Raw genomic sequence first — 24,197 nt, forward strand, 5'->3', positions numbered from 1 at the left:
GAAAACAGGTGGATAAGCAGCAGTACGACACGATAAAATTGCAGATTAATCAAGAGAAAGAACAAATCTTGAAAGAAGTGTACGAACTGACAGCTGAAAAAAGAAAAATAGAACAAAAAAAAGAATATGATTTGTATGTTGTGAAATCACGTAGTAAAGTCGTACAAACTGGGCAACGCATTATGGCTGGTATGCTGTCTTCACATACATTTTCACCTGAAAGAATAGAAGAATGGAATCGGAAAATAAAAAAAACAGAAGGTTTTATTCAAAAAAATAAAAGCCTTTTAGAGCAAATAAAAGAAAAAGAACGTGTCATTGATGAAATGTATCAAGAAGATTGTAAGAAGCTCGCGAAAGTAAAAGAAAAATTAGAAGAAAAAATGCTTCTTGATTTAAAAATGTGTATGAACGGATGAGGTGGATGCAATGATACAATTTGTATTACCGGTGCAGAAAAGTTTACCTCCGCAAAAAGACAAAGGGCTAGAAGTACAATCGAAAAATGAAAATTCTTCATTTGATAATACAATGAGAATTGAAAATAAAAAACAGCCGAAAACGGAGAAACCGAAACGAGAAAAAGCACCAGAAGAAGAGAAGAAAGAATATCTTCTCGCAAAAAAAACGGTAACGAAAGAAGAGCCGATTGAAAAGAAAGAAGAAAAAAAAGAGACAGAACAATTATTACTAGCTGTATCTGAGCAAATGATTGCAATTGAGCAATTACGTGTGCAACCAGAATTGTTATATCAATACATACAAAAAATACAAGAATTATATAAAGAATACGGAAATATTAAACTGAACGAATTGCCTGCAGCTGAATTACACCAATTACAAGAACTGCTTTCAAACATGAATATTAAAAATGCCATATGTTTAGAAGATACAATGCAAATGGCGTTAGATAAGGTGACGATGCCAGAGCAGACGTTGCAAGTATTAAAAGTCGTAGAATCAGAAACTTGTAATATTGCAAAGAAACAAGAGGAGTCTAAAGAAGTAGAACTCCCAAAAGCAGAGAGCGATGATGTGCAGGTAGAGTTACCAAAAGTCGATCAGTTAAATGACTCAATTTCGGCCGGAGCTGAGTTGTTAAATAAAGCAACGGGTACTGACCAAATAGGAAAACAAAATAGTGGAGCTGAGAAGGTTACATTACCTGACTTAGGAAAGAAGATGGAAGCACAAGTAGAAGCTCTGCAAAAGTTTGTGGTGAAACAAGAACGTGTTTTATTCCAGCTAAATCCAGAGAAACTTGGTACATTAACTGTATTTATGAAAAAGCATGGAGATCAAATTGATGTCCATGTAGAAATGGACAAACACGATGCGAAAAAACGTGTTGAAATGATTTTTGACGAATTGAAGCTAAAGTTAAAAGAAAAAGAAATTAATATTCAAATTAGTTATTCAGAAAAAGATGAACATCGTAAAGAACAACGAGAACAAGAGCAAAGACAAAAGCAAAAACTAGCAAGTACGAAACAGGAGAAACAAGAATCGAAAGAATTTGCTGGATTATTGGAGGAATAAAGCGTGCCAACAGTTGGATTAAATACAACGAGTACAAATCATATTCCATTACAGGCGGGAGCGCAAAAAAGTAATGCACCTGTTAACGGTGTACAATCGCCAGTAGGGCAAACAAACGGAGTATCAGCAAGTACTCAAAAAACTCCTGGTGTAATGGAGAAAGATGATTTTCTAAAATTGTTTTTAGCGAGTTTTCAGCATCAAGATCCATTCAATGCGATGGATATGAATCAAATGATGAATCAGACAGCGCAATTATCTCTTATGGAACAAGTACAAAATATGACAAAAGCAGTTGACTCTTTAAGGACGACGATGTATTCGACAGCGCTTGATGGTGGAATGAAGTTTTTAGGAAAGTATGTAAGAGGCATTGACGGTGAAGGAAACAAAGTAACTGGTCAAGTAGAGACAGTTCGCCTTGCAGAAAATAACGATGTACAGCTCATTATTGATAATAAAGTAGTGTCTCTTCGTTTCGTTGAAAGAGTGTCTGATAAACCAATTGGAGAAACGAATCCAGAAGATGCAAAGAAAGACGATCAAAAAGTAACTGAAGAAGTAAAAATAACAAATTCATAAGGGAGTGTCCATACGTTATGATTAAAGCGTTATATACAAGTATTACAGGGATGAATGCAACGCAAAATGCATTAAGTGTAACTTCAAATAATATTGCCAATGCACAAACAGTTGGTTATAAAAAACAAAAAGCAATGTTTGATGATTTATTATACAACAATTCAATTGGTGCAAAAGGCGATGGTAAATACGCAGGAACGAACCCGAAAAGTATTGGTAACGGTGTGAAAATGAGCGGAACAGTTACGGATTATAGCGACGGTACAATTACGTTAACGGGTGGTAAAACACAAGCAGCGATGGAAGGTAATGGTTTCTTCGTAGTAGGTGATTCAAAAGGCGGCAACACGGAATTTACGCGTAAAGGTACATTTGGGATATCTTCAGATTACTATATTACGAATACTGAAGGCCAATACGTATTCGCATATCCTGCAAATGCAGCAACTGGTGAAGTCGATTTATCTGGTATTCCAGGACCGTTGCAAATTCCAATGGGATCAGCAATCGGTGGTATTCGAACGTCAAAAGGAGTAGTTGGAGGGAATATTCCAGCTGATGCAAAGCAGATTACGCAAGAATTGCCTGTATACGATGATGCCGGTAATACATGGACAATGCGTGTAGAGTTTACACAAACTAGTGAACATAATTATAAATATACAGTACATATGCGTAACGACTCGAAAAAAGAAACGGAGTTCAAAGAGGTTCAAGACGCAGGTGGTGATATGACGTTTGATGCAGTAGGGAATCCAAATCAGCAAAACCCTGGAGCATCTATTCCGTTTAATGGCGGAACAGTAAATTTAGATTTTAGTAAATTAACAAACCATCCAACAGAGAAAACATTAGCAGTAACAAACGTAGATGGTAGAGCAGCGGCGACTGTTAAAGATTGCTTTATTGCTGACGGTGGATATGTGATGGTGAAATATTCTGATGGAAGTATGAAAGCTGCTGGTCAATTAGCTGTTGCAATGTTCCCGAATGAGGGCGGTTTAATGAAAAACGGAAATGGTAACTATACAGCGACAAATACAACTGGTATTTTAGCAATGGGCGTATCTGGTCAAAACGGTGCAGGAAAAGTACGTGGTGGCGCACAAGAAGGTGCAAACGTAGATTTATCTGTAGAATTCGTTGATTTAATGCTATACCAACGCGGCTTCCAAGGAAATGCGAAAGTAATTAAAATTTCAGATGAAGTATTAAATGAAGTTGTAAACTTAATTCGATAATAAATCGTAAAGAAAAAATTGTAACGTAGTAGAAAGGGTTTTTTATTCGTATGACAAGACAAGAGCGAATTTTACAATTGCCTTTTTTCGAAAATAAACGTGAGCTTGCTGAGCAAGTGTTAAAAATAGAACGAGAAGAGCATGTATATTTACCAGATCAATTTGAAATTAAGCAAGTACCTCCCTACTCATTTGGTGAAACAAAAGCAGCTATAGGGCGTATTCATGAATTTTATTTTGTGAGTGTTGGTAGTGATGAGGTTTGGAAGTATCAAGTGTTTAAGGATGAGATGAAGTGCCGCGAGTTTTTCGTTATGTTACCGGATATTACGGATCAGCAGCTTGCTTTTTGGTTCAATAACATTGAGTTATTGAAAGGGGCGTAAAAGCTTTCTTTTTAGGTTTTGAGAGAGGGCCCAGCGATGAGTAGTAGCGGTTAGTGCCTATAAGTGGCTCGCATGTTGTAAAACCAGAGATATGGAGCGGTTCTAGGTTAGTTGGAGAGGCTGGGAGCCATGAATGAGATTGGTAGGCTCACCGGATTGTAGTAGCGACAATGCCTATGAGTGGTTCTAAGGTAGTTGAAGAGGCGATGAGCTATGAATGAGATTGATAGGTTCTAGGTTAGTTGAGAAGGCCGAAAGTCAATTGTGATGGTGCCTCTTCTTTCTTTGAAGATAGGGTCTATAAGTAGTGATTTGAAATAGATTATTTAGATTAATTTAAGATAGTTGTGCTATATTGTACAATTAAACTAAGTTTATATAAAAGGAGAGGTGAGGAGGATGGCGCAGAATAAGTATCGCGTTACATTCATTTCGCCAAGTGAGGTTGAGCAACGTACTGTAATGACGGCGAGTAGTTTGCCAAATTTAATACGCCAAGTAGAGAGTATTATTGCAGATCCGAACGGTTATTTTGTAAATGATAAAAAGAATAATTGCTATTTTAAAGTGATTAAAGAAAATGTTACGTTTATTCAATATGAGTTACTATTTTCTGATAAAGAAATTCACATTGAAAAGTTAAAACATATAGCACCGGCAGTATTGAAACAAGTATTTAAAAAAATAAACGATCCGGAATTATATGCACTTGCACTCCTTGATGTTGATATAGCGACGAAGGAATATGTGCTAGGAGAAATGAATCCAGAGCTTAGAATGAGAGTGGAAACAGAGCTTTCGAAAAAATGGGAAGCGATGCCGACAGAAATTGTAGGAGCGCAAGAAGTGTTACTAGAAGCACTTGCTTCGTTTATACAAGATTAAGCTTTACTACTGTTTTTATTATTTTAAAACTGTAAGGCTAAGTCAACTACCTATATTTTTATATAGGTAGTTGACTTTTGGGGTTTATTAAAGCTTAATAATTAAATATACGGAATTAATGAAAGGGGAGCGACACCTTTATGTCACAAGCACAAAGTATTTTATTAGAAAGTGGAACAAACGAATTAGAAATCGTAACTTATACTGTTGGTGAAAATTTATTTAGCATCAATGTAATGAAAGTGCGTGAAATTATTAATCCATTCCCTGTTACAACTGTGCCGGAATCTCATCATGCAGTTGAAGGTGTTGTTCAAGTACGCGGTGAAATTTTACCTGTTATTAACTTAGCAACAGCTCTTAATTTAAAATCTACAAAGCCACTTGATCAAACGAAATTTATCATCTCGGAATTAAACCAAATGAAAGTTATTTTCCGTGTTGATGAAGTGCATCGTATTCAACGTATTTCTTGGGAACAAATTGATGAACCAGCTTCATTATCTATGGGGCTAGAAGAAACAACGTCTGGAATTGTAAAACTAGATGGGAAAATTATTTTATTGTTAGATTATGAGAAAATTGTTTGCGAAATTAGTAACAGTGGCTATGACAATAAAACACTTTCAGGATTAGAGCAAAAAACTGATCGAGCTGAAAAAGTTATTTATATTGCGGAAGATTCAGCGATGCTTCGCCAAATACTAGAAGAAACATTATCAACAGCTGGATATACGAAAATGAATTTCTTCAGCAATGGTGCAGAAGCGTTAGCACAAATTGAAAAACTAGCAAAAGAGCAAGATGAAAAAATGTTTGAACATATTCATCTGCTTATTACAGATATTGAGATGCCAAAAATGGATGGACACCATTTAACGAAAGTAATTAAAGATAGTGAAGTAATGAAGCAATTACCAGTTATTATTTTCTCTTCTTTAATTACGAATGAGTTGTTCCATAAAGGCGAGGCTGTAGGGGCGAATGCTCAAGTAAGTAAGCCTGATATTCAAGAGTTAATTGGTTTAGTTGATAAGTTAGTGTTGTAAAAAAGTTTTGAAAAGCGTTTTTTTAGTTGGAATAGAGGATCTAGCCAAGTGAGGAAGCGGTCAGTGCCTAATAGAGGTCCATACGGTGTAAGACCAGAGATATGGAGTGGTTTTAGGTAAGTAGGAGAAGTGAGTATTTGAGTGAGAGTTTGAAGAATCAGTTTAAAACACGTTTTTTAGCTGGAAGAGAGGAATTAGCCATGTATAGTACTGGTTAGTTCCTTTTTTGTATTCTATGCTCTGTACAGGCAGAAAAATCAAACGTTTCTGGAGTGTTTATGACTGCATGTATTAATAGTTTCTTTCGTGTATGTAGCTGTTTTTATTTAGGGGATATTGATTGGTTTAATTAATAAGTAGTAGGTTTTTTGATTTGAAAATATAAGAGAATGTATCTTTGGATTGTGTTAGTAATATTTCGTGATAGCGCAAAATTTTTCGGTGAAATTATATTGGGAATACCATATAATATAATTAAACACATTTTATTAATATAACATCGTGTTAGATTTTTTTATTATTTTCTTAAAAAATCTTTACTATTATTTACATACTTTTTATACCTTTTTATATGTTAATTATTTGACAGATAATTTAGAAATGTTATAATATGGATATGTGGAAATTTCTATTTTCTTAAAAGACATGGGAGTCAGATGAGAATTGTGAAAGGATGAGGGGCAGTGACACAGAGTATGTATCACCACACAGCAATCAACGTATTAAGTCTTTTACAAAACATGTCAAATAATAAAACGAGCGATATAAAATTAGAGGCGGAATTTAAAAAAATAGAGAAACAATTCCGAATAAAGTATGAAGAGCTTATCGACTTATATAATAGAATGGTATTATTTCAAATAGATATAGAAAAAAATGGCGGTATGCGAGTATATGAAAAATCAGGGATTACATGGTTGAAGTCTGAACTGGAACTACTGTATGAAGTATATCAATTTTGTCAGCGTCAAGGCTTAAACATCGCAAATATTTCAAAATATGTTAGTAAAAATGAACTGAATCTATTTCCAAAAACGGAAAGCCAATTACAGAACACGTATTATAAATTAAAAAAACAAGAAATCCCGTTTGAAAATATTGAAAAACAAAAGCCGGGTCGAAAACGCAAATATACACCTGTAAAGGATACAGTTGTTGAGGCGAAACAAGAAAGAAAACAGGAAGTAAAAGAAGATTTCCGAAGTGAAGAGGACGAAAAAAATCTCGTAACAGTCATATCTGGTATCGTTGATAACTTTGAAACAATTAGTCAATTCCGTGAAAAGAAAGAGCATGAATTACATCAGTTTATGGAGGGAATCTATAAACTTTCTAGCATGGCTGCAGAGCGTTCGAAAGAAGAAAAGAATGCTCGAGGTCTTGAAGGAGAAGTACATTTATTACGAGCTGAAAATGAAAGATTAAAACGAGAGAAGGAAGACCTTGTACATGATATTAAAGAAATGACGCATCATTTAACTCATTTCATTAAGAGCTCTGATATCGATCAAATTCGTACGTTGCCTTTCTTCGTAAAAGAGTGCAAACAAGATTTACATAAGCTAGGATTATATAACGCTCAAGACGGAAAAATGAAAATTATGGTTGATAGTAGCGGTCAGGTTATGACCATACCACAATAAAAATGGGTACAAAACAAAAGGGAAATACATATACACTATGTATTTCCCTTTTGTTTTGTAGAGGATAACTTTAAATAATCATTCATGTGTTCAAAACGTTGCCTGCAAGTTGGATTAATTAATGTCTCATAAAAAGAAAAGAGTATATGTCTTTCGGTAGATATCCATAATAACCCATATGAAACACAACAGCGAAAAAGGTGAACGTATGGACTCTTTTCATAAATGGTTACGAGGTGAAAAATCTTTTTCTACGCAGGACCAAGCTGACGATGTATTAAACAGTACGGTTTCTTCTTCTATATCTACAAACCTAGAGCAATTATCTAAACTATTTAGCGGAATTCCAGAGTTAGTAATTAGAAACTTTCCATTAAAAAACGGACAAGAGGCCGCTCTAGTGTATATGGAGGGATTAGTGGATAAAACTGTTATCAATACGGATGTTCTTCGCCCTCTATTGTTTCAGGCATGGAATGAACAAGATTTTTGGAAGTCTTCGGTTTCTATCGGGCAAATCAAGAAGGTTGAAAAATGGATAGAAATTGAGCAGGCTATTTTACATGGTAAAAGCATTTTGCTTATTGATGGCCAGTTAACAGCGTTAGAGCTAGACACGCAGGGGGCACCTAAGAGGGGTATTCAGGAACCAACAACAGAAACTGCATTAAAAAGTTCACATGAAGGTTTTACGGAAGTAGCTAGCGAGAGTATTGCCCTCATTCGACGATATATTCCAAATCGTGAATTGAAGGTGAAAGAGTTCACTGTTGGAGAGCGGGCAACTTCAAAGGTGTTTATGTTGTATTTAGCAGATGTTACAAATGAAACAGTCATTCGAGAAATGACGAGTCGTATAAAATCAATCAACATAGATGCTATTCTTAGTACCGGTACGTTAGAGGGGCTTGTTGAAGATAATTCTTATACACTATTTCCGCAATTTTCTATAACTGAACGCCCAGATACGACTTCACATCATATTTTGGAGGGGCGAATTGCGATTGTTGTAGATCGCTCGCCAGGTGTGTTAATTGGTCCGATGACTTTTTCATCATTTTTTCAAACGATAGACGATTACAGTTTAAGGCCAGCTATCGCCTTATTTACACGTATACTTCGTCTCACAGGATTATTTATTGCAATTTTTGCTCCAGCTCTATATATCGCTATGATTTCCTTTCATTATGAAGTGCTTCCTCTCAAATTGCTATTAACGATTGGGGAATCACGTGCCAAAATTCCGTTTCCACCTATTTTAGAAGCTTTATTAATGGAATTAGTTCTTGAAATGCTCCGCGAAGCGGCTATTCGGCTTCCTGGTCCGATAGGGCAAACGATAGGTGTTGTCGGTGGGATTGTAATCGGGCAGGCAGCAGTACAAGCAGGAATTGTAAGTAATGTTATGGTAATTGTCGTCGCAATTACAGCGATTGCATCTTTCATCATCCCTAATTTAGAAATGTCAGCAGGAGTTCGTCTAATTCGATTTCCGATGATGTTTATCGCTTCTGTATTCGGCATCATCGGGATTATGGTAGGGATGACAATCATTATAATTCATTTGCTTTCTTTAGAATCACTCGGAGTTCCGTATAGTAGCCCTGTGTCTCCACTGCGTATTTCCGATTTGAAAGACGCATTTATTCGCTTCCCGCTAAAGATGATAAAGAAACGACCGTTATCCCTTCAGCCTAAACAAGTAAACAAGCAAGGAGATATGAGAGAAAGAGGGGACAAGAAGTGAAGACAGGTGTAAAACAGGAGATATCTTTACTACAATACATTTTAACGATTAGCGGTGTGCAAGTCGGATTTGGTTTGTTGACACTTCCAAGGGAAGTAGCACAGGGAGCGGGGACGGATGGGTGGATTTCAGTTATTATCGGATGGGCAATTACTACGTCGGTGAGTCTTTGTATTGTGAAGATTATGGCAAAGCATCCTGGAGATACTTTACTTGGCGTTTTGACGCGTTATTTAGGGAAATGGCTAGGGAAAATAGGGATGATAATTTGGATTTTATATTCATTGCTTGCAGCTATTTCTTTAGTGTTTTCCCTTTTATATATTATACATATTTGGATTTTACCGAAAACTCCCAGTTATTTAATTTTGATTTTATTAGCTATTCCTATGTATATGTTGGCTCGTGGAGGGGCGCGAATTATAAGCCGCTATGCGGTCTTTCATTTTTTCTTTACGCTTTGGATGCCGCTTTTATTATTTATTCCCCTTAAAGATAGTCATTGGATTTATCTATTACCACTTTTAAAGGAAGGGTGGATGCCAGTTTTTCACACTGTTAAATCAACGATCCTTGCTTTTCTCGGATTTGAATTTGCATTTGTACTTTATCCTTATTTAAATGATAAACAATCGGCCGGGAAAGGTATTATTATAGCTAATGCTATTACGTTGTTAATATATCTTCAAGTTACCCTCGTTTGTTTCGTTTATTTTGGTCCAGACGGGATAATGAAATTTTTATGGCCAACCCTTTCGTTAATTACACCGCTTCATTTCTCATTTATTGAACGGTTTGAAATCATATTTTTGTCGTTTTATCTTTTTATTGTTTTCGATTCTTGTATTCCATACATTTTTACCGCGGCGGATGGAGTGAAGCAACTGTTTCATCAAAAAGAGTGTTCAATGTTTATCTTGATTCTACTTTGTGCGTGTGTTTTGTTTTGGGTCTTCTATACACCGTCGTCTTATCAAATAGATGGGTTAAGGGAAATATGGGGGATAACTAGTTATTTCGTTGCTGTTCTTTTTCCGGTTGTATTTTTATTGTACATAACTGTCTATGAGCAGTGGAAAAGGAGGAAGAACTAAATGCTGCGGTTTACAAAGTTTACGATGATCGGTTTTCTATTAGTATTTATGACAGGTTGTGGGGATCGGCTTGACTTAGAAAAACAGTCCATATCGTTAGTTTACGGTTTTGATATGGATGAACAAGGAAAAATGATTGTTTACGACTTAACACCTAACTTTAATGAAGATGTTGAAAAAAAGTATGAAGTGCATGATGCGCGAGTGAATACACCAAGGGAAGCGAAAGAACATTTTAATAGCTCCAGTAAAGGGTTAGTTTCTACTGAAAAATTACAATTAATATTATTAAGTCAAAAATTTTTACAACAAGAAGGGGCGATGCCTTACCTTGATGTATGGTATCGTGATCCGAAAAATACAGGAAATATGCGTATTGTCGCTGTAAAAGGATCAGTTTCTTCTATAGTACATAATGATTTCAAAGATAAGCCGACTCTTCCTGAATATTTGACTGATTTAATTGAGACGAATAAGTTGTACAATCGTACAGCTGTTGCTACATTTCATGAATTCCATCAACAAACGTTTAATAAGGGAATAACACCTGCAATTTCAGAAATAAAAGAAGGGAAAAATGAAATTATAGTTACTGGTTCTGCGCTTTTAACGAGCCGTGGAATGTATAAGATATCTTTAAATCGTCAGGAAAGTGCGCTACTTCTTATGCTGAAACAGAAAGTGAATCCGCCAGTTTCTCTGACAATGCCTATTTATGCTAAAAGAGTGGAAGCTGACAGTTCTCTTAGGAATGCAAAGGGGAAGGACTTTATAACGATAAATGTGCAAGATATAAAGCGGGATCTTTCAACTCGTTACGATAGAAATCATTTTATTTTCAATATAAAGCTGAATCTCAAGATATCTATTGCTGAGCGAACATTCGATGTAAATATGAGGAAAGATAAAGGAGAACTAGCTGCACTTATTACGAAACAGTTAAATAAAGATTTCAATAATCTTATACATAAAATACAAAGTGAGAAATTAGATCCATTTGGATTTGGTGATTATGCACGTGCCTTTCAATATAAGCATTGGAAAAAAGTCGAAAATGATTGGCCAAATGTATTCTCAGAAGCAAGTCTTACAGTAACACCCGTCGTGAAAATTTTAGAAAATGGGATTATTAAATGATTTCAATTAATAAAAGATAAAGGGCGGTAAAGTAACTGTTAAAATATTGTAGCCGCCATTTTTAGGGTTTGATTTTGCCTAGTAGGAAATTCTATTGTTAGCAACGTCTTTACCCCATTCTTGTTTTAGAAAGGAGAGAAGTGGATGGAGTCAATATGGCTAGAGTACGCTTGGGCATTATTAATTCTAATTGGATTAGAAGGATTGTTATCGGCTGACAATGCCCTTGTCCTAGCGGTTATTGCGAAACATTTACCCGAAGAAGAGAAAAAAAGAGCTATAAATTACGGAATCATTATGGCTTTTGTTTTTCGATTTGCAGCTCTATTTGCGATTTCATTTATTGCAAATGTTTGGCAAATACAGGCGATTGGAGCAGCCTATCTTCTTTATTTAGGATTGAAGCATGTCATTCAGGCGCAATTTGGAAAAGACAATCAAAATATTCATAAGGAAGATGAAAAGGCAGCGGCAGGTAAAAGCTACTGGTTCACAGTAGGTAAGATTGCATTAGCTGACCTTGCTTTCGCGATTGATTCAATATTAGCCGCAGTTGCTCTTGCTCTGGGGCTTCCGGATTCACCGCTTGACGATTTCGGAGGTATGGATGGAGGACAGTTCATTGTTGTACTTCTTGGAGGGATTGCTGGACTTATTTTAATTAAATTTGCGGCAACTTGGTTTGTTGGGCTTCTTGAGAAACGGCCAGCACTTGAAACGACGGCATATGCGATTGTTGCTTGGGTTGGTGTCAAACTAGCTGTCATTACACTTGCCCATGAGGATATTGGTATTTTAGACCATGATTTTCCGCACAGTACAACTTGGACTTTAATCTTCTATGGAGTATTAGTTGCTATCGCACTAATTGGTTGGTTTGCACCGGGAAATAAGTCAGCCAAAAATAATCCCGAAAGGTAATAAAAAGGTCAGAGCATTATGTGCTTTGTCCTTTTTAATGATAATTATATTGTGTATTTTTCGATTTAACGCTATAATTACAGTGTTAAAGATGGAATCGTGATATGACCTGTTATGAATCTATCATTTTATTTATGAATAAATGGATTGGTATTTTAGCAAGATGTGCTAATAAACTACTCCACCATGATGATAACGTGCCAAAAATGTGGTGCGTATATTTTCGTGGTGGAGTTTTTTTATTCTCAAAAAGGGGGAGTAACCATGAACGACAGCATGGTTCATATTACAATTGACGGCAAAGAATATAGTGCTGAGCCTGGTTCAACTATACTAGGCATTATTAATGAGAACGAAATTGAACATCCACAAATTTGTTACGTGCCAGAAGTGGATCCTATTCAAACATGTGATACTTGTATTGTAGAGGTGAATGGAAAGCTAGTGCGATCGTGTTCTACAGTAGTGACGGACGGTATGAATATCGAGTTGTCCTCTATTAGTGCAAAGGCAGCACAACATGAGGCGATGGACCGCTTGTTGGAAAATCATTTACTTTACTGTACGGTATGTGACAACAATAACGGGAATTGTAAATTGCATAATACGGCAGAATTAATGGAAATTGAGCATCAAAAATATCCTTATGAACCAAAAGTTGATGCAAGTGAAGTTGATATGTCTCATCCATTTTATCGCTATGACCCGAATCAATGTATTGCGTGCGGTCAATGTGTAGAGGTGTGTCAAAACTTACAAGTGAATGAAACGTTATCTATTGATTGGGAGGCAGAGCGCCCTCGTGTTATTTGGGATGAAGGAGTAGATATTAATGATTCTTCATGTGTAAGCTGTGGTCAATGTGTAACAATTTGTCCTTGTAATGCATTAATGGAGAAATCGATGCTCGGTGAAGCTGGATTTATGACAGGATTAAAACCTGATATTCTTGAGCCTATGGTTGACCTTATTAAAGAGGTTGAACCTGGGTATAGCGGTATTTTCGCTGTGTCAGAAGTAGAAGCTGCAATGCGCGATACCCGTACGAAGAAGACGAAAACAGTATGTACGTTTTGCGGTGTAGGTTGCTCATTTGAAGTGTGGACGAAGGGACGTAAAATTCTGAAAGTACAACCAACTTCTGAAGCGCCGGTTAATGCAATTTCTACTTGTGTAAAAGGAAAATTCGGTTGGGATTTCGTTAATTCTGAAAAACGAATTACGAAACCTTTAATTCGTAAAAATGGAGTGTTCGTGGAAGCAACTTGGGAAGAAGCGCTTCATGTAGTGGCGAATAAATTGGGCTCTATTAAAGAAGAGTACGGTAAAGGTTCTATCGGCTTTATTTCTTCTTCTAAAATTACGAATGAAGACAACTATGTTATTCAAAAATTAGCACGACAAGTGTTTGAAACGAACAATATTGATAACTGCTCACGTTATTGCCAATCACCAGCGACGGATGGATTGTTCCGTACAATTGGTATGGGCGGGGATGCAGGAACGATTAAAGATATTGCGCAATCAGGCCTTGTTATTATTGTTGGTTGTAATCCGACAGAAGGTCATCCTGTGTTAGCGACTCGTGTGAAACGTGCACATAAACTTCACGGTCAAAAGCTAATTGTTGCAGATCTTCGTAAAACTGAAATGGCAGAGCGTTCAGATATCTTTATTAGTCCAAAGCAAGGAACAGACCAAGTATGGTTAATGGCTGTTACGAAATATATGATTGATCAAGGTTGGCATGATGAGCAGTTCATCGACGAGAATGTAAACTTCTTTGAAGATTTCAAAGATAGTCTTAAAGAATATACGCTTGAATATGCAGAAGAGATTACAGGTATTTCAAAAGAAACTCTCGTTCAAATGGCCGAGATGATTCGTGATGCAGATGGTACGTGTATTCTTTGGGGTATGGGTGTAACGCAAAATACGGGTGGTTCAGATACTTCCGCTGCGATTTCAAACTTACTTCTTGCAACAGGAAATTATCGTCGCCCAGGTGCTGGTGCATATCCACTTCGTGGTCATAATAACGTACAAGGTGCTTGTGATATGGGAACTCTTCCAGGCTGGCTACCAGGATATCAACACGTTACTAACGATGTAGAACGTGCGAAATTTGAAATAGCTTACGGAGTAAAAATTGATAACAAACCAGGTCTTAATAACATTGAAATGCTTCACGCAATTGATGAAGGAAAAATGAAAGCTATGTATCTTGTTGGAGAGGATATGGCTCTTGTAGACTCTAACGCAAATCACGTACATGAAGTGTTATCAAGTCTTGAATTCTTTGTCGTTCAAGATGTGTTCCTTTCTAAAACAGCTCAATACGCTGATGTCGTATTACCAGCAGCGCCATCTCTTGAAAAAGAAGGTACGTTTACAAATACAGAACGTCGTGTACAAAGATTATATCAAGTACTGCCGGCGCTAGATGAGGCGAAACCAGACTGGTGGATCGTGCAGGCAATTGCTAATAAATTAGGCGCGAACTGGAACTATAGTCATCCAAGTGAAATCTTTGCTGAAATGGCAAGTTTATCACCTTTATTCGCACAAGCAAACTATGAAGTGCTTGAAGGATGGAACAGTTTTCACTGGGGAAGTTTTGACGGAACGAATACACCGCTCCTTTTCCAAGATGGATTTAACTTCCCAGACAAAAAAGCGCGTTTTGCGATAGCTGATTGGGTACGTCCTGCTGAATTCCCAGCAGAATACGATCTTCACATTAATAACGGTCGTATGCTTGAACATTTCCATGAAGGGAACATGACAAATAAATCAACTGGTATTCAATCGAAAGTACCAGGTGTTTTCGTTGAAGTTTCTCCGGAACTTGCAAGGGAACGTGGAGTGAAAACGGGTTCGTTAGTACGCCTTGTTTCTCCTTTTGGAGCACTTAAATTACGTGCACTTATAACGGATCGTGTAAAAGCGAATGAGTTGTATTTACCGATGAACTCGACAGATAACGAAACGGCGATTAATTTCTTAACAGGTCCTGCCGTTGACTTACGTACAAACACGCCTGCATATAAACAAACGAAAGTGCGTATGGAAGTGCTACAAGTAGAAGGTGAAAATCCGATGCCAAAAACGAACCCACGTAATAAAAAGCGTCATCCTCAAAACGGCATTGAGGTAAATCGCAAGTGGGCTCGTCCAGGATACGTACACTTAACGGATAAAGTGAAACTTTAATCAGTGGGGGTTTTCTTTATCCCCCACTGATTATTAGCTTTCACCAATCGGGCTTTTACGGGCAGCCCAACCCCCACCTAACTTCTTTGCTTTTGCTGAATTTTGAGGTAGGGGTCTTACTGCCCGTTAAAGCGGGATAAATAGGGAGGAGAAAAGAAGATGGCAGCACCTATTCAAGCGATCCAGAAGCAGGAGCTAACTGAGGAAGAACTCAAACAACAAAAACTCGAAGATTTAAAAGAACTTTTAGCGAATAATGAAGAAGCGTTAAATCAAATGTTTAATATAGTAGGTGAACTGAATGACATTGGGATGTTGGAAGCTGCAAATTCTATGCTGAAAGCGAAAGAACCAATCGCAAAAATTGTTCTCGGTCAAGTCACTCGTGAACCAGTTACAAATTTAATTAATAATATGATGGGCGCTGCAGGAGCTTTAACAGAACTTGATCCGGAACTTACGAAAAAGCTTATAGGTAGTTTATTAGTAGGGCTGGATGAAGGTAATGAGCATCTACAAAACAATAAAAAGGTTGGGGTATTTGATCTTATGAAAGTACTAAAGGATCCAGATATTAATCGGGCTATCGGATTTGGTCTTCATTTCTTAAAAGGTATGGGTAAAGGGTTAAAAGAAGAATAGGTAAGAAACAATAATAGTAATTCATCTTTACACTTATTTGAAATCATGTGTAAAGATGAATCTTTTCGTCTCAATTTAAGTGAATGGTTTAGATGAAAAGTTCATTTTGGTAGAATAGTTATGATGAAAGAATATGCGAAAAATTAGTGTTGATGAACAGGGGAGGAATGAGAGTATGTCAAAGATGGTACACGAATTTAATGATATGATACGAAAGCTTCGAAAGGATTTATTCGGAAAAGGACCGGAGCGAATTCATACTGTATTTGCTGAAAATATGGCGATTGCCACACTTTATGGGAATTTGACACCTACTGAGAAATTTATTTCGGGAACGATGGATGGTGCGGAAATGGTTCATATGGCTCGAACGAAAATGATTCAAGAAGTGTATGCTGTTAATTCTCGTGAACATTTAGAGGAACTTGTTGGAGCGAAGTTAGTTCATCTGTTTTCTGATATGAAAGTAGATGAAGATATTGCAGTTTCAGTGTTTGTCTTTGATAAAAATATAACGTGAGAGAAGGATACTCATCGTGAAATCGATACAGGTGGAACGGGAAATTTTTCGTTATGAGCAAGGGGAGTTCGCACATATAGAGGACAGCATTGTAACAGAGTTTCCTGTTACGGTTAAAATGAACGGACAGGAATTTGTTACAATGGTTAGTACTCCAGAGTATATTGAAGATATGGTAATAGGCTTTTTAGCTTCTGAAGGCGTTATCCGAAAGTATGAAGATATTGATGAAATATGGGTACAGGAAAAAGAAGGATATGTGCATGTAAAAACGAAAAAAATCAATCCTTATTATCGTGACATACAAAATAAACGTTATATTACGTCATGCTGTGGAATGAGTAGGCAAGGGTTTGTTTTCGCAAACGATGCGCTGACTGCGAAAGAAATGAATGATATTCGCGTAAAAATCTCTACCGAGGATTGTTTTCGGTTAATGAATGATATGCAGCAATCTGCGTCTACGTTTCAACATACAGGCGGTGTCCATAATGCAGCTTTATGCGATGTGAACGGAATTGTTTTAAGCCGAATGGATATAGGAAGACATAACGCTTTAGATAAAATTTACGGCTATTGTTTAAAAAATAATATTTCGATTGGTGATAAAATTATTGTGTTTAGTGGTCGTATATCTTCAGAAATTCTATTAAAAGTTGCGAAAATTGGTTGTGAAATTATATTGTCAAAATCCGCTCCAACTGAGTTGGCATTAGAGCTAGCGGAGCAGTTAGGGATTACGACAGTAGGTTTTATTCGTAATGGATCTTTAAATGTATATACGCATCCAGAGCGGATTGTAAATATAAAATAAGTAGAAACGAGGCAATAAATATGAAATCTGTTACATTAGACAAATTAGATCGTCCTTTAAAGGATTTACGTATTTCTGTTACCGATCGCTGTAATTTTCGTTGTAGATATTGTATGCCGGAGGAAATATTTGGTCGTGATTATGCTTTTTTGTCTAATGATAAAATTTTATCTTTTGATGAAATTGAAAGGATTACACGTATTTTCGTTTCTTTAGGTGTCAGAAAGTTACGTATTACTGGAGGAGAGCCTTTACTTCGAAAAAACTTACCTGAACTCATACAGCGATTAAACGAAATTGACGGAGTAGAGGATATCGGTTTAACGACAAATGGATCATTACTTAAAAAGTTTGCTCCTGATTTATATAAGGCCGGTTTATCTCGCGTGACAGTTAGTTTAGATTCTTTAAATGAAGAGCGTTTCTCTTATCTAAATGGAAATAGAAGTAAAGTAAAAACAGTTCTTACAGGAATACAGGCTGCAGCGGAAGTAGGAATGAAAATTAAAATGAACATGGTTGTTCAAAAAGGGAAAAATGAACAAGATATCGTTCAGATGGCAGAGTATTTTAAAGAGAATAAGCATATTTTGCGATTTATTGAGTATATGGATGTCGGAAATTATAACGGCTGGGAATTAGGCGAAGTAGTTTCTAAGCAAGAAATATTAAAGATGATTAATGAAGTTATGCCGCTTGAACGTATTGAAGCGAACTATCCTGGTGAAGTTGCGACACGTTATCGCTATATGGGTAGTAATGAAGAAATAGGAATTATTTCATCTGTAACAGATTCGTTCTGTTCATCATGTACAAGAGCGCGTATTTCAGCAGAAGGAAAATTGTATACATGTTTGTTTGCTTCTAAAGGAAACGATCTTAAAGAATTACTTCGTTCTGGATATGCGGATGAAGAGATTACTAATATTATTCGTGACATTTGGAATAATCGTTCAGACCGTTATTCAGATGAACGGTTAAGCAATACGAATAACAAAACAATGCCGAAAATTGAAATGTCGCATATTGGTGGTTGAGAAACTACTATGAATGTAGAGTCTCTTTGTTAACGTAAATAATGGAAAGTGTGCAAGTTTTGCAGATTTTCTATGAATATAGTAAAAATGATGATTGATATTTCTGTAAGAGAGATGCAGAGAAATTAAGCAGCATTCAAAAAACCTTACGATGTTAAGGTTTTTTGAAGCTGCTTTTTTTGATTAGAAAAATGGAGGAATCGATTATGGCATTTCATAAACCGGAACAAATTGCTGCGCTTGTAATTGAATCCGGTGTTCAAAAGGTAAGGCAACCGCTATCCGCGATGCTTATCCTTGGTTTTTTAGGAGGAGCATTCATTTCGTTAGGATTTTTACTTAATATTCGTGTTCTCGGTAATGTACCGGAGCAATGGGGGAGTTTAGTCAATTTTATAGGAGGAGCGGTTTTTCCAATCGGACTGATGCTCGTTGTGTTAGCGGGAGGAGAATTAATTACGGGAAATATGATGTCGATGTCCATGGCACTTTATGCACGTAAAATCTCATTGAAACATGTGTTAAACAATTGGGCTTGGATTACTTTAACTAATTTCGTAGGTGCGCTTTTCGTCGCGTATTGTTTCGGTCATCTTGGCGGGCTTACAGAGGGAGCGTATTTAAATAAAACGATAGCGATAGCTCAAGATAAGTTACATGAATCTTTCGGGAGAACGTTAATTTTGGCAATTGGTTGTAACTGGCTAGTTTGCCTTGCGATTTGGTTAGCGTACGGAACGAACGATTTAATCGGAAAGATTGTTGGAATTTGGATTCCGATTATGGCTTTTGTCGTAATTGGGTTTCAGCAAGTGGTAGCGAATATGTTTGTCATTTCAGCCGTTATTTTTGCGGGACACCTTACGTGGATGGACCTTGCGAAAAACTTCGTACCTGTCTTTATTGGAAATGTAATTGGTGGAGCTGGCTTTGTTGGATTCGCTTATTTTTCTTGTTATCAGAAACAAAGTGTTATCGAGAAAGATGTGTTGAAAAAATAATCGAATAGGAAGCAAATTTTTTACATGAAAGGAAGGCTATCTCATGATAGAGCGATATTCACGTCAACAGCTGTTCAACCCTATTGGGAGTGAAGGACAAGAGAAAATTAGAAATAAGCATGTGTTGATAGTCGGGGCGGGTGCATTAGGAAGTGCAAGTGCTGAAAACTTCGTACGCGCAGGTATCGGGAAATTAACGATTATTGATCGTGATTACGTAGAATGGAGTAATTTACAGCGGCAACAGCTTTATGCTGAACAAGATGCGATAGAAAAGTTACCAAAAGTAATAGCGGCACAGAATCGTCTCAAACAAATTAATTCAGAAGTACAAATTCAAGCTCTTGTAATGGATGCAAGAGTAGATAATATGGAAGCTTTATTAAATGGTGTAGATGTCATTATTGATGCAACAGATAATTTTGATATTCGATTTGTAATCAATGACCTGTCACAAAAACACAATATTCCTTGGATTTACGGTTCTTGTGTTGGATCGTACGGCATGAGCTATACGATTATTCCGAAGAAAACACCGTGCTTACATTGTGTGCTGAAAAGTGTGCCTGTTACAGGAGCGACATGTGACACAGTTGGAATTATTAGTCCAGCTGTTCAAATCGTCGCTGCCTATCAAGTGGCAGAAGCATTCAAAATTTTAGTAGAAGATTTCGCAGCAATTAGAAAAACATTTTTAATGTTTGATACATGGAGTAATCAACATCATTCTATCAAGCTAGGAAAAATAAAAACGGAAGACTGTCCTTCGTGTGGAGCAAATAGAACTTATCCTTATTTATCTTACGAAAATCAAACGAAGACAGCTGTTTTATGCGGAAGAAACACAGTTCAAATTAGACCGGCGCATAATAGTCATTACAACTTTGACGAGTTAGAAAAAGTATTAAAGAACCACGGGAAAGTTGATCGGAATCCGTATTTGCTCTCTTGCCAATTAGAAGAGTATCGCATCGTCATTTTTCAAGATGGTCGTGTGTTTATTCACGGAACGAATGAAATTCACAAAGCGAAACAACTATACTATCGGTTATTAGGGTAATAGAAAGGGATTGGTAATGATGGAAAGAAGAGTGCCGATTACAGTTGAAGAGGCTGTTCGTAAAGTGATGAGATTTGCTAATTGTGGTGTAAAAGAACTAGTACCAATTGAATTAGCATACGGGCGAACATTAGCAGACGATTTAGTAGCGGATCACGATGTCCCTTCTTTCGATCGCTCGCCATATGATGGATTTGCTATTAGGGCAGAAGATACTTCTCAGGCAAGTCGTGAGAATCCAATTGTATTTGAAGTAATCGGTGAAATTGGAGCAGGTTCCGTATTCCATAAAGAAGTAGGAGCGTTTCAAGCAGTTCGAATTATGACAGGGGCACAAATTCCGAAAGGATGTAACGCGGTCGTCATGCTAGAGCTGACTCGTCATCGTCAATATGAGAATATCGGAAAAAGCTATATGGAAGTGAAACGCTCATTTAAAGAAGGGGACAATATATCCTTTCAGGGAGAAGATGCTCGTAAAGGAACTGTTCTCGCAAAAAGGGGTTGTTACATTAATCCAGGCATTTCAGCACTTCTTGCTACATTCGGTTACAGTGAAGTGCCAGTTGCGAAAAAGCCTGTAATCGGACTACTAGCGACTGGGAGTGAACTTCTCGATGTAAATGAAGAACTACAACCAGGGAAAATCCGAAATAGTAATACGTATATGATATCGTCTCAAATTAGAAGAGCGGGTGGAAGAGTAAAATACTTCGGGAAGTTTAGCGACGATTTGAATACGTGCTACGAAGCAGTGAAAAAAGCGTTAAGCGAAGTTGATATGTTAATTACAACTGGTGGTGTTTCGGTAGGAGATTACGATTATTTGCCAGCGATATACGAAAAATTAGGAGCATCAGTTCTTTTCAACAAAGTTGCAATGCGGCCGGGAAGTGTCACGACTGTAGCACAATTAAATGGAAAATTATTATTCGGATTATCAGGTAATCCGTCTGCTTGTTACGTAGGTTTTGAGCTATTTGTAAAACCTAGCATTCGTGCGTATATGTTTAGTGCAACACCACATGTAAAACGAGAAAAAGCAATGCTCGGAGAAGATTTTCTAAAACCGAATCCATTTACAAGATTTGTACGAGCGAAGCTGAAATATAACGAAGGAAAACTAATCGCTTATCCTTCAGGATTTGATAAATCTAGTTCCGTTTCTTCACTAGCAGAATCAAACATTTTTATCGTACTACTAGGCGGTACGAGAGGATATGAGAAAGGGATGTTTGTAGACATTCTCTTATTAGAAGATAACGAAGGTAGTAAATGGCCTTGGACATTCCGAAAAGTGGGGAGAGGTTTTGATGGGACAAGCACGATTTGAAATTGTAAATACGCCAATTGTAGTTGAAGAAGTAACGAATAAAGTAGCAAGAAGAGAAGCTGGAGCCGTTACAACTTTTATTGGAACGGTTAGAGAATTAACGAAAGGAAAACGAACGTTACACCTTGAGTATGAAGCGTATAAACCGATGGCAGTAAAAAAGCTTACTGAAATTGGAGAAGAAATTAAGAAACAGTGGCCAGATGCAAAAATAGCAATCACACACCGAGTAGGACGATTAGAAATAATGGATATCGCAGTTGTCATTGCGGTATCCTCACCGCATCGTAAAGTAGCGTATGAAGCGAATGAATACGCAATTGAACGTATAAAGAGAATCGTCCCAATTTGGAAAAAAGAATTTTGGGAAGATGGAACGGAGTGGATTGGAGATCAACTTGAAAATACTCCATATCCAGAAGGAAAACCGAAGAAAGAAGAATGAGAAGATGATTACAATTTTACTGTTCGCCAATTTACGAGAAGAAGTCGGTTCAGAGAAGTTAGCGATAATAGAAAAACGAGAGATGAATGTTCATCAATTAAAAAAATGGCTGGAAGATAAGTATCAATTACAGATGCTAAATAAAGTGATGGTAGCAATTAACGAAGAGTTTGTAACGGGCGAAGAAATCGTAAAAGCCGGAGATATCGTAGCGTTTATCCCGCCTGTAAGTGGAGGTTAATTCTTTCTATTTGAATATCTTATCTTTCATACGTTAAGGAGGATCATTATGAGTGAGTTTTCGCACTGGAATGAAGAAGGAAGAGCTAAAATGGTTGATATTTCTCAAAAGGATATTTCAACACGTACAGCTGTTGCGCAAAGTACAATTTCTTTATCAAATGAATTATTTGAAGCCATTAAAAATGGTGGATTGAAAAAAGGTGATCCGCTCCAAGTAGCGCAAATTGCTGGCATAATTGGTGCTAAAAAAACAGCGGATATAATCCCTATGTGTCACCCGATATTAATCCAAGGAACTGATTTTACGTTCCATTATGAAAAGAAAACTGATGGCTATGAGTTAATCATACGAGCGACAGTAACATGCAGCGGGAAAACAGGTGTAGAAATGGAAGCATTAACTGCCGTATCGATTGCCGCTCTTACTTTTTACGATATGTGTAAAGCTGTTGATAAAACGATGGTTATGAAAGAAACATATTTAGTACAAAAAATGGGTGGGAAAAGCGGAGACTTTTTTCACAAGGTAAAATAATTAGAGTGGAAGGAATGTGTATGATGATTACTCACGAACAAATTATGAACGCTTTAAGCCGTGTAGAAGATCCAGAGTTACACAAAAGTATTGTGGAATTAAACATGGTAAGAAATATAAAAATTGATGGTACAGAAGTTGGGCTAGAAGTAGTATTAACGATACAAGGTTGTCCGTTGAAAGCGAAAATTCAACAAGACATTGAAGACTCACTTCGAAATATTGGTGCATCGAAAGTTTCTTTAACATTCGGCTCTATGACACCAGAAGAACGAGCGGCATTAACAGCGTTTTTAAAGAAAGAAGCTAGAACAGAAACAGGCATGCCCAGTATGCTTCGACCTGATTCAGGGGTACGTTTTATTACTATAACAAGCGGAAAAGGCGGCGTAGGGAAATCAACTGTGACGATTAACCTTGCTACTGCTTTAGCACGTATGGGGAAAAAGGTTGGAATTTTAGATGCAGATATATACGGGTTCAGTATTCCAGCTATGATGGAAACGAATGAAAAGCCAACGATGATCGACCAAACAGCAATTCCAGTCGTTAGTCACGGTGTTAAAATTATGTCGATGGGATTCTTCACAGAAGGAAATAACCCAGTTATGTGGCGCGGACCGATGTTAAACAAATGGATTCAAAACTTCCTTGCGAATACGCACTGGGGAGAACTAGACTATCTTCTTCTCGATTTACCACCTGGAACAGGAGACGTTGCGATAGATGTTGCTGCAATGATTCCGCAGGCGAAGGAAATTATCGTTACAACGCCTCATAACGTAGCATCATTTGTCGCATCTAGAGTAGGAGTAATGGCAAAACATACGAAACACGATATTTTAGGTATCGTTGAAAATATGGCATATTACGAAGAACAAGACGGCTCAAGAAACTATCTCTTCGGAAAAGGCGGCGGTGAAACGTTAGCAGAACAACTGCAAACAGAAGTAATCGCTCAAATACCTTTTGCGAAACGTGAAGAGAATAAAGGCTCGTGTGTATATGATGAAGACTCGCTCGTTGGGGAGATGTTTACTTCTTTAGCGGAGGATCTTATTTATAAAGGATAAGTTGAAATGAAAGTGGGATGCATAATACATATGTATCTCGCTTTTCATTTTTTATGG

Annotated in this window: 25 protein-coding genes; all 25 read left to right on the forward strand. The window is 37.0% G+C overall.

Annotation, left to right across the window (positions count from 1 at the left end; translation table 11 throughout):
• Positions 1-8 precede the first annotated feature (8 nt).
• Positions 9-419 carry a cytoplasmic protein gene (locus tag QUF93_RS10375; protein WP_289358680.1) on the forward strand — a complete coding sequence of 137 codons (411 nt, stop codon included), beginning with the start codon at positions 9-11 and terminating at the stop codon, positions 417-419.
• A gap of 10 nt (positions 420-429) precedes the next feature.
• A complete protein-coding gene (locus QUF93_RS10380) occupies positions 430-1,539 on the forward strand; it encodes a flagellar hook-length control protein FliK (protein WP_289358681.1) in 1,110 nt (369 codons plus the stop codon).
• 3 nt (positions 1,540-1,542) lie between these two features.
• Positions 1,543-2,121 carry a flagellar hook assembly protein FlgD gene (locus QUF93_RS10385; RefSeq protein WP_289358682.1) on the forward strand — a complete coding sequence of 193 codons (579 nt, stop codon included), beginning with the start codon at positions 1,543-1,545 and terminating at the stop codon, positions 2,119-2,121.
• A 17-nt stretch (positions 2,122-2,138) separates the two neighbouring features.
• Complete coding sequence (locus tag QUF93_RS10390; RefSeq protein ID WP_289358683.1) at positions 2,139-3,362, forward strand: flagellar hook protein FlgE; 1,224 nt, start codon at positions 2,139-2,141, stop codon at positions 3,360-3,362.
• Between the two features lie 50 nt (positions 3,363-3,412).
• Positions 3,413-3,748, forward strand: a complete 336-nt coding sequence (locus QUF93_RS10395; RefSeq protein WP_002117954.1) for a DUF3964 family protein — start codon at positions 3,413-3,415, stop codon at positions 3,746-3,748.
• 399 nt (positions 3,749-4,147) lie between these two features.
• Positions 4,148-4,633, forward strand: a complete 486-nt coding sequence (locus QUF93_RS10400) for a hypothetical protein (protein WP_002117957.1) — start codon at positions 4,148-4,150, stop codon at positions 4,631-4,633.
• Between the two features lie 140 nt (positions 4,634-4,773).
• Entirely contained in the window at positions 4,774-5,682 is a 909-nt protein-coding gene (locus QUF93_RS10405; RefSeq protein WP_002117960.1) for a chemotaxis protein, read from the forward strand.
• Between the two features lie 695 nt (positions 5,683-6,377).
• Positions 6,378-7,325: a DNA-binding domain-containing protein gene (locus tag QUF93_RS10410; RefSeq protein WP_289360968.1), complete on the forward strand. Its 948-nt coding sequence runs from the start codon at positions 6,378-6,380 to the stop codon at positions 7,323-7,325.
• 208 nt (positions 7,326-7,533) lie between these two features.
• Positions 7,534-9,072: a spore germination protein gene (locus tag QUF93_RS10415; protein ID WP_289358686.1), complete on the forward strand. Its 1,539-nt coding sequence runs from the start codon at positions 7,534-7,536 to the stop codon at positions 9,070-9,072.
• Positions 9,069-10,166 carry a GerAB/ArcD/ProY family transporter gene (locus tag QUF93_RS10420; RefSeq protein ID WP_289358687.1) on the forward strand — a complete coding sequence of 366 codons (1,098 nt, stop codon included), beginning with the start codon at positions 9,069-9,071 and terminating at the stop codon, positions 10,164-10,166. The genes QUF93_RS10415 and QUF93_RS10420 overlap by 4 nt, the downstream gene beginning before the upstream one ends.
• The gene (locus tag QUF93_RS10425; protein ID WP_289358688.1) at positions 10,167-11,303 is read left to right on the forward strand and encodes a Ger(x)C family spore germination protein; all 1,137 of its coding nucleotides are present in this window, start codon (positions 10,167-10,169) and stop codon (positions 11,301-11,303) included.
• A gap of 144 nt (positions 11,304-11,447) precedes the next feature.
• On the forward strand, positions 11,448-12,224 hold the full coding sequence (locus QUF93_RS10430; protein ID WP_289358689.1) for a MeeY/MeeF family manganese export membrane protein: 777 nt from the start codon (positions 11,448-11,450) through the stop codon (positions 12,222-12,224).
• Positions 12,225-12,328: 104 nt separating this feature from the next.
• The gene (locus QUF93_RS10435; protein ID WP_002158491.1) at positions 12,329-12,520 is read left to right on the forward strand and encodes a hypothetical protein; all 192 of its coding nucleotides are present in this window, start codon (positions 12,329-12,331) and stop codon (positions 12,518-12,520) included.
• Complete coding sequence (gene fdhF / locus QUF93_RS10440; protein ID WP_289358692.1) at positions 12,489-15,437, forward strand: formate dehydrogenase subunit alpha; 2,949 nt, start codon at positions 12,489-12,491, stop codon at positions 15,435-15,437. Before QUF93_RS10435 ends, fdhF begins: the two co-directional genes overlap by 32 nt.
• 159 nt (positions 15,438-15,596) lie before the next feature.
• Complete coding sequence (locus QUF93_RS10445; RefSeq protein WP_289358694.1) at positions 15,597-16,079, forward strand: helical membrane plugin domain-containing protein; 483 nt, start codon at positions 15,597-15,599, stop codon at positions 16,077-16,079.
• A gap of 175 nt (positions 16,080-16,254) precedes the next feature.
• Positions 16,255-16,599 (forward strand): Na-translocating system protein MpsC family protein, encoded by a 345-nt coding sequence (locus QUF93_RS10450; protein WP_002168730.1) that lies wholly within the window; start codon positions 16,255-16,257, stop codon positions 16,597-16,599.
• Positions 16,600-16,615: 16 nt separating this feature from the next.
• Complete coding sequence (fdhD, locus tag QUF93_RS10455) at positions 16,616-17,413, forward strand: formate dehydrogenase accessory sulfurtransferase FdhD (RefSeq protein WP_289358695.1); 798 nt, start codon at positions 16,616-16,618, stop codon at positions 17,411-17,413.
• 20 nt (positions 17,414-17,433) lie between these two features.
• Entirely contained in the window at positions 17,434-18,450 is a 1,017-nt protein-coding gene (gene moaA, locus QUF93_RS10460; RefSeq protein ID WP_289358696.1) for a GTP 3',8-cyclase MoaA, read from the forward strand.
• A 206-nt stretch (positions 18,451-18,656) separates the two neighbouring features.
• Entirely contained in the window at positions 18,657-19,451 is a 795-nt protein-coding gene (locus QUF93_RS10465; RefSeq protein WP_063217900.1) for a formate channel, read from the forward strand.
• A 43-nt stretch (positions 19,452-19,494) separates the two neighbouring features.
• The gene (locus QUF93_RS10470; RefSeq protein ID WP_289358697.1) at positions 19,495-20,511 is read left to right on the forward strand and encodes a molybdopterin-synthase adenylyltransferase MoeB; all 1,017 of its coding nucleotides are present in this window, start codon (positions 19,495-19,497) and stop codon (positions 20,509-20,511) included.
• 19 nt (positions 20,512-20,530) lie between these two features.
• Positions 20,531-21,844 (forward strand): molybdopterin molybdotransferase MoeA, encoded by a 1,314-nt coding sequence (locus QUF93_RS10475; RefSeq protein ID WP_289360969.1) that lies wholly within the window; start codon positions 20,531-20,533, stop codon positions 21,842-21,844.
• Positions 21,825-22,289, forward strand: coding sequence for a molybdenum cofactor biosynthesis protein MoaE (locus QUF93_RS10480; RefSeq protein ID WP_289358698.1), 465 nt, complete (start codon positions 21,825-21,827; stop codon positions 22,287-22,289). Before QUF93_RS10475 ends, QUF93_RS10480 begins: the two co-directional genes overlap by 20 nt.
• 4 nt (positions 22,290-22,293) lie before the next feature.
• Positions 22,294-22,530, forward strand: a complete 237-nt coding sequence (gene moaD, locus QUF93_RS10485; protein ID WP_289358700.1) for a molybdopterin converting factor subunit 1 — start codon at positions 22,294-22,296, stop codon at positions 22,528-22,530.
• Between the two features lie 48 nt (positions 22,531-22,578).
• Positions 22,579-23,067: a cyclic pyranopterin monophosphate synthase MoaC gene (gene moaC / locus QUF93_RS10490; protein ID WP_289358702.1), complete on the forward strand. Its 489-nt coding sequence runs from the start codon at positions 22,579-22,581 to the stop codon at positions 23,065-23,067.
• Between the two features lie 20 nt (positions 23,068-23,087).
• On the forward strand, positions 23,088-24,140 hold the full coding sequence (locus QUF93_RS10495) for a P-loop NTPase (protein ID WP_289375277.1): 1,053 nt from the start codon (positions 23,088-23,090) through the stop codon (positions 24,138-24,140).
• The last annotated feature ends 57 nt before the right edge of the window (positions 24,141-24,197 follow it).

It is taken from the genome of Bacillus hominis (assembly GCF_030348325.1).
GTDB classification, from domain to species: domain Bacteria; phylum Bacillota; class Bacilli; order Bacillales; family Bacillaceae_G; genus Bacillus_A; species Bacillus_A hominis.

What these genes read in the sequence shown, in the direction of transcription:
- QUF93_RS10380 (WP_289358681.1), top strand. Translation starts at nt 430, where the DNA reads ATGATACAATTTGTATTACCGGTGCAGAAAAGTTTACCTCCGCAAAAA.
- QUF93_RS10390 (WP_289358683.1), top strand. Translation starts at nt 2,139, where the DNA reads ATGATTAAAGCGTTATATACAAGTATTACAGGGATGAATGCAACGCAA.
- QUF93_RS10395 (WP_002117954.1), top strand. Translation starts at nt 3,413, where the DNA reads ATGACAAGACAAGAGCGAATTTTACAATTGCCTTTTTTCGAAAATAAA.
- QUF93_RS10400 (WP_002117957.1), top strand. Translation starts at nt 4,148, where the DNA reads ATGGCGCAGAATAAGTATCGCGTTACATTCATTTCGCCAAGTGAGGTT.
- QUF93_RS10405 (WP_002117960.1), top strand. Translation starts at nt 4,774, where the DNA reads ATGTCACAAGCACAAAGTATTTTATTAGAAAGTGGAACAAACGAATTA.
- QUF93_RS10410 (WP_289360968.1), top strand. Translation starts at nt 6,378, where the DNA reads ATGTATCACCACACAGCAATCAACGTATTAAGTCTTTTACAAAACATG.
- QUF93_RS10415 (WP_289358686.1), top strand. Translation starts at nt 7,534, where the DNA reads ATGGACTCTTTTCATAAATGGTTACGAGGTGAAAAATCTTTTTCTACG.
- QUF93_RS10425 (WP_289358688.1), top strand. Translation starts at nt 10,167, where the DNA reads ATGCTGCGGTTTACAAAGTTTACGATGATCGGTTTTCTATTAGTATTT.
- QUF93_RS10430 (WP_289358689.1), top strand. Translation starts at nt 11,448, where the DNA reads ATGGAGTCAATATGGCTAGAGTACGCTTGGGCATTATTAATTCTAATT.
- QUF93_RS10435 (WP_002158491.1), top strand. Translation starts at nt 12,329, where the DNA reads ATGACCTGTTATGAATCTATCATTTTATTTATGAATAAATGGATTGGT.
- fdhF (WP_289358692.1), top strand. Translation starts at nt 12,489, where the DNA reads ATGAACGACAGCATGGTTCATATTACAATTGACGGCAAAGAATATAGT.
- QUF93_RS10445 (WP_289358694.1), top strand. Translation starts at nt 15,597, where the DNA reads ATGGCAGCACCTATTCAAGCGATCCAGAAGCAGGAGCTAACTGAGGAA.
- QUF93_RS10450 (WP_002168730.1), top strand. Translation starts at nt 16,255, where the DNA reads ATGTCAAAGATGGTACACGAATTTAATGATATGATACGAAAGCTTCGA.
- moaA (WP_289358696.1), top strand. Translation starts at nt 17,434, where the DNA reads ATGAAATCTGTTACATTAGACAAATTAGATCGTCCTTTAAAGGATTTA.
- QUF93_RS10465 (WP_063217900.1), top strand. Translation starts at nt 18,657, where the DNA reads ATGGCATTTCATAAACCGGAACAAATTGCTGCGCTTGTAATTGAATCC.
- QUF93_RS10470 (WP_289358697.1), top strand. Translation starts at nt 19,495, where the DNA reads ATGATAGAGCGATATTCACGTCAACAGCTGTTCAACCCTATTGGGAGT.
- QUF93_RS10475 (WP_289360969.1), top strand. Translation starts at nt 20,531, where the DNA reads ATGGAAAGAAGAGTGCCGATTACAGTTGAAGAGGCTGTTCGTAAAGTG.
- QUF93_RS10480 (WP_289358698.1), top strand. Translation starts at nt 21,825, where the DNA reads ATGGGACAAGCACGATTTGAAATTGTAAATACGCCAATTGTAGTTGAA.
- moaD (WP_289358700.1), top strand. Translation starts at nt 22,294, where the DNA reads ATGATTACAATTTTACTGTTCGCCAATTTACGAGAAGAAGTCGGTTCA.
- moaC (WP_289358702.1), top strand. Translation starts at nt 22,579, where the DNA reads ATGAGTGAGTTTTCGCACTGGAATGAAGAAGGAAGAGCTAAAATGGTT.
- QUF93_RS10495 (WP_289375277.1), top strand. Translation starts at nt 23,088, where the DNA reads ATGATGATTACTCACGAACAAATTATGAACGCTTTAAGCCGTGTAGAA.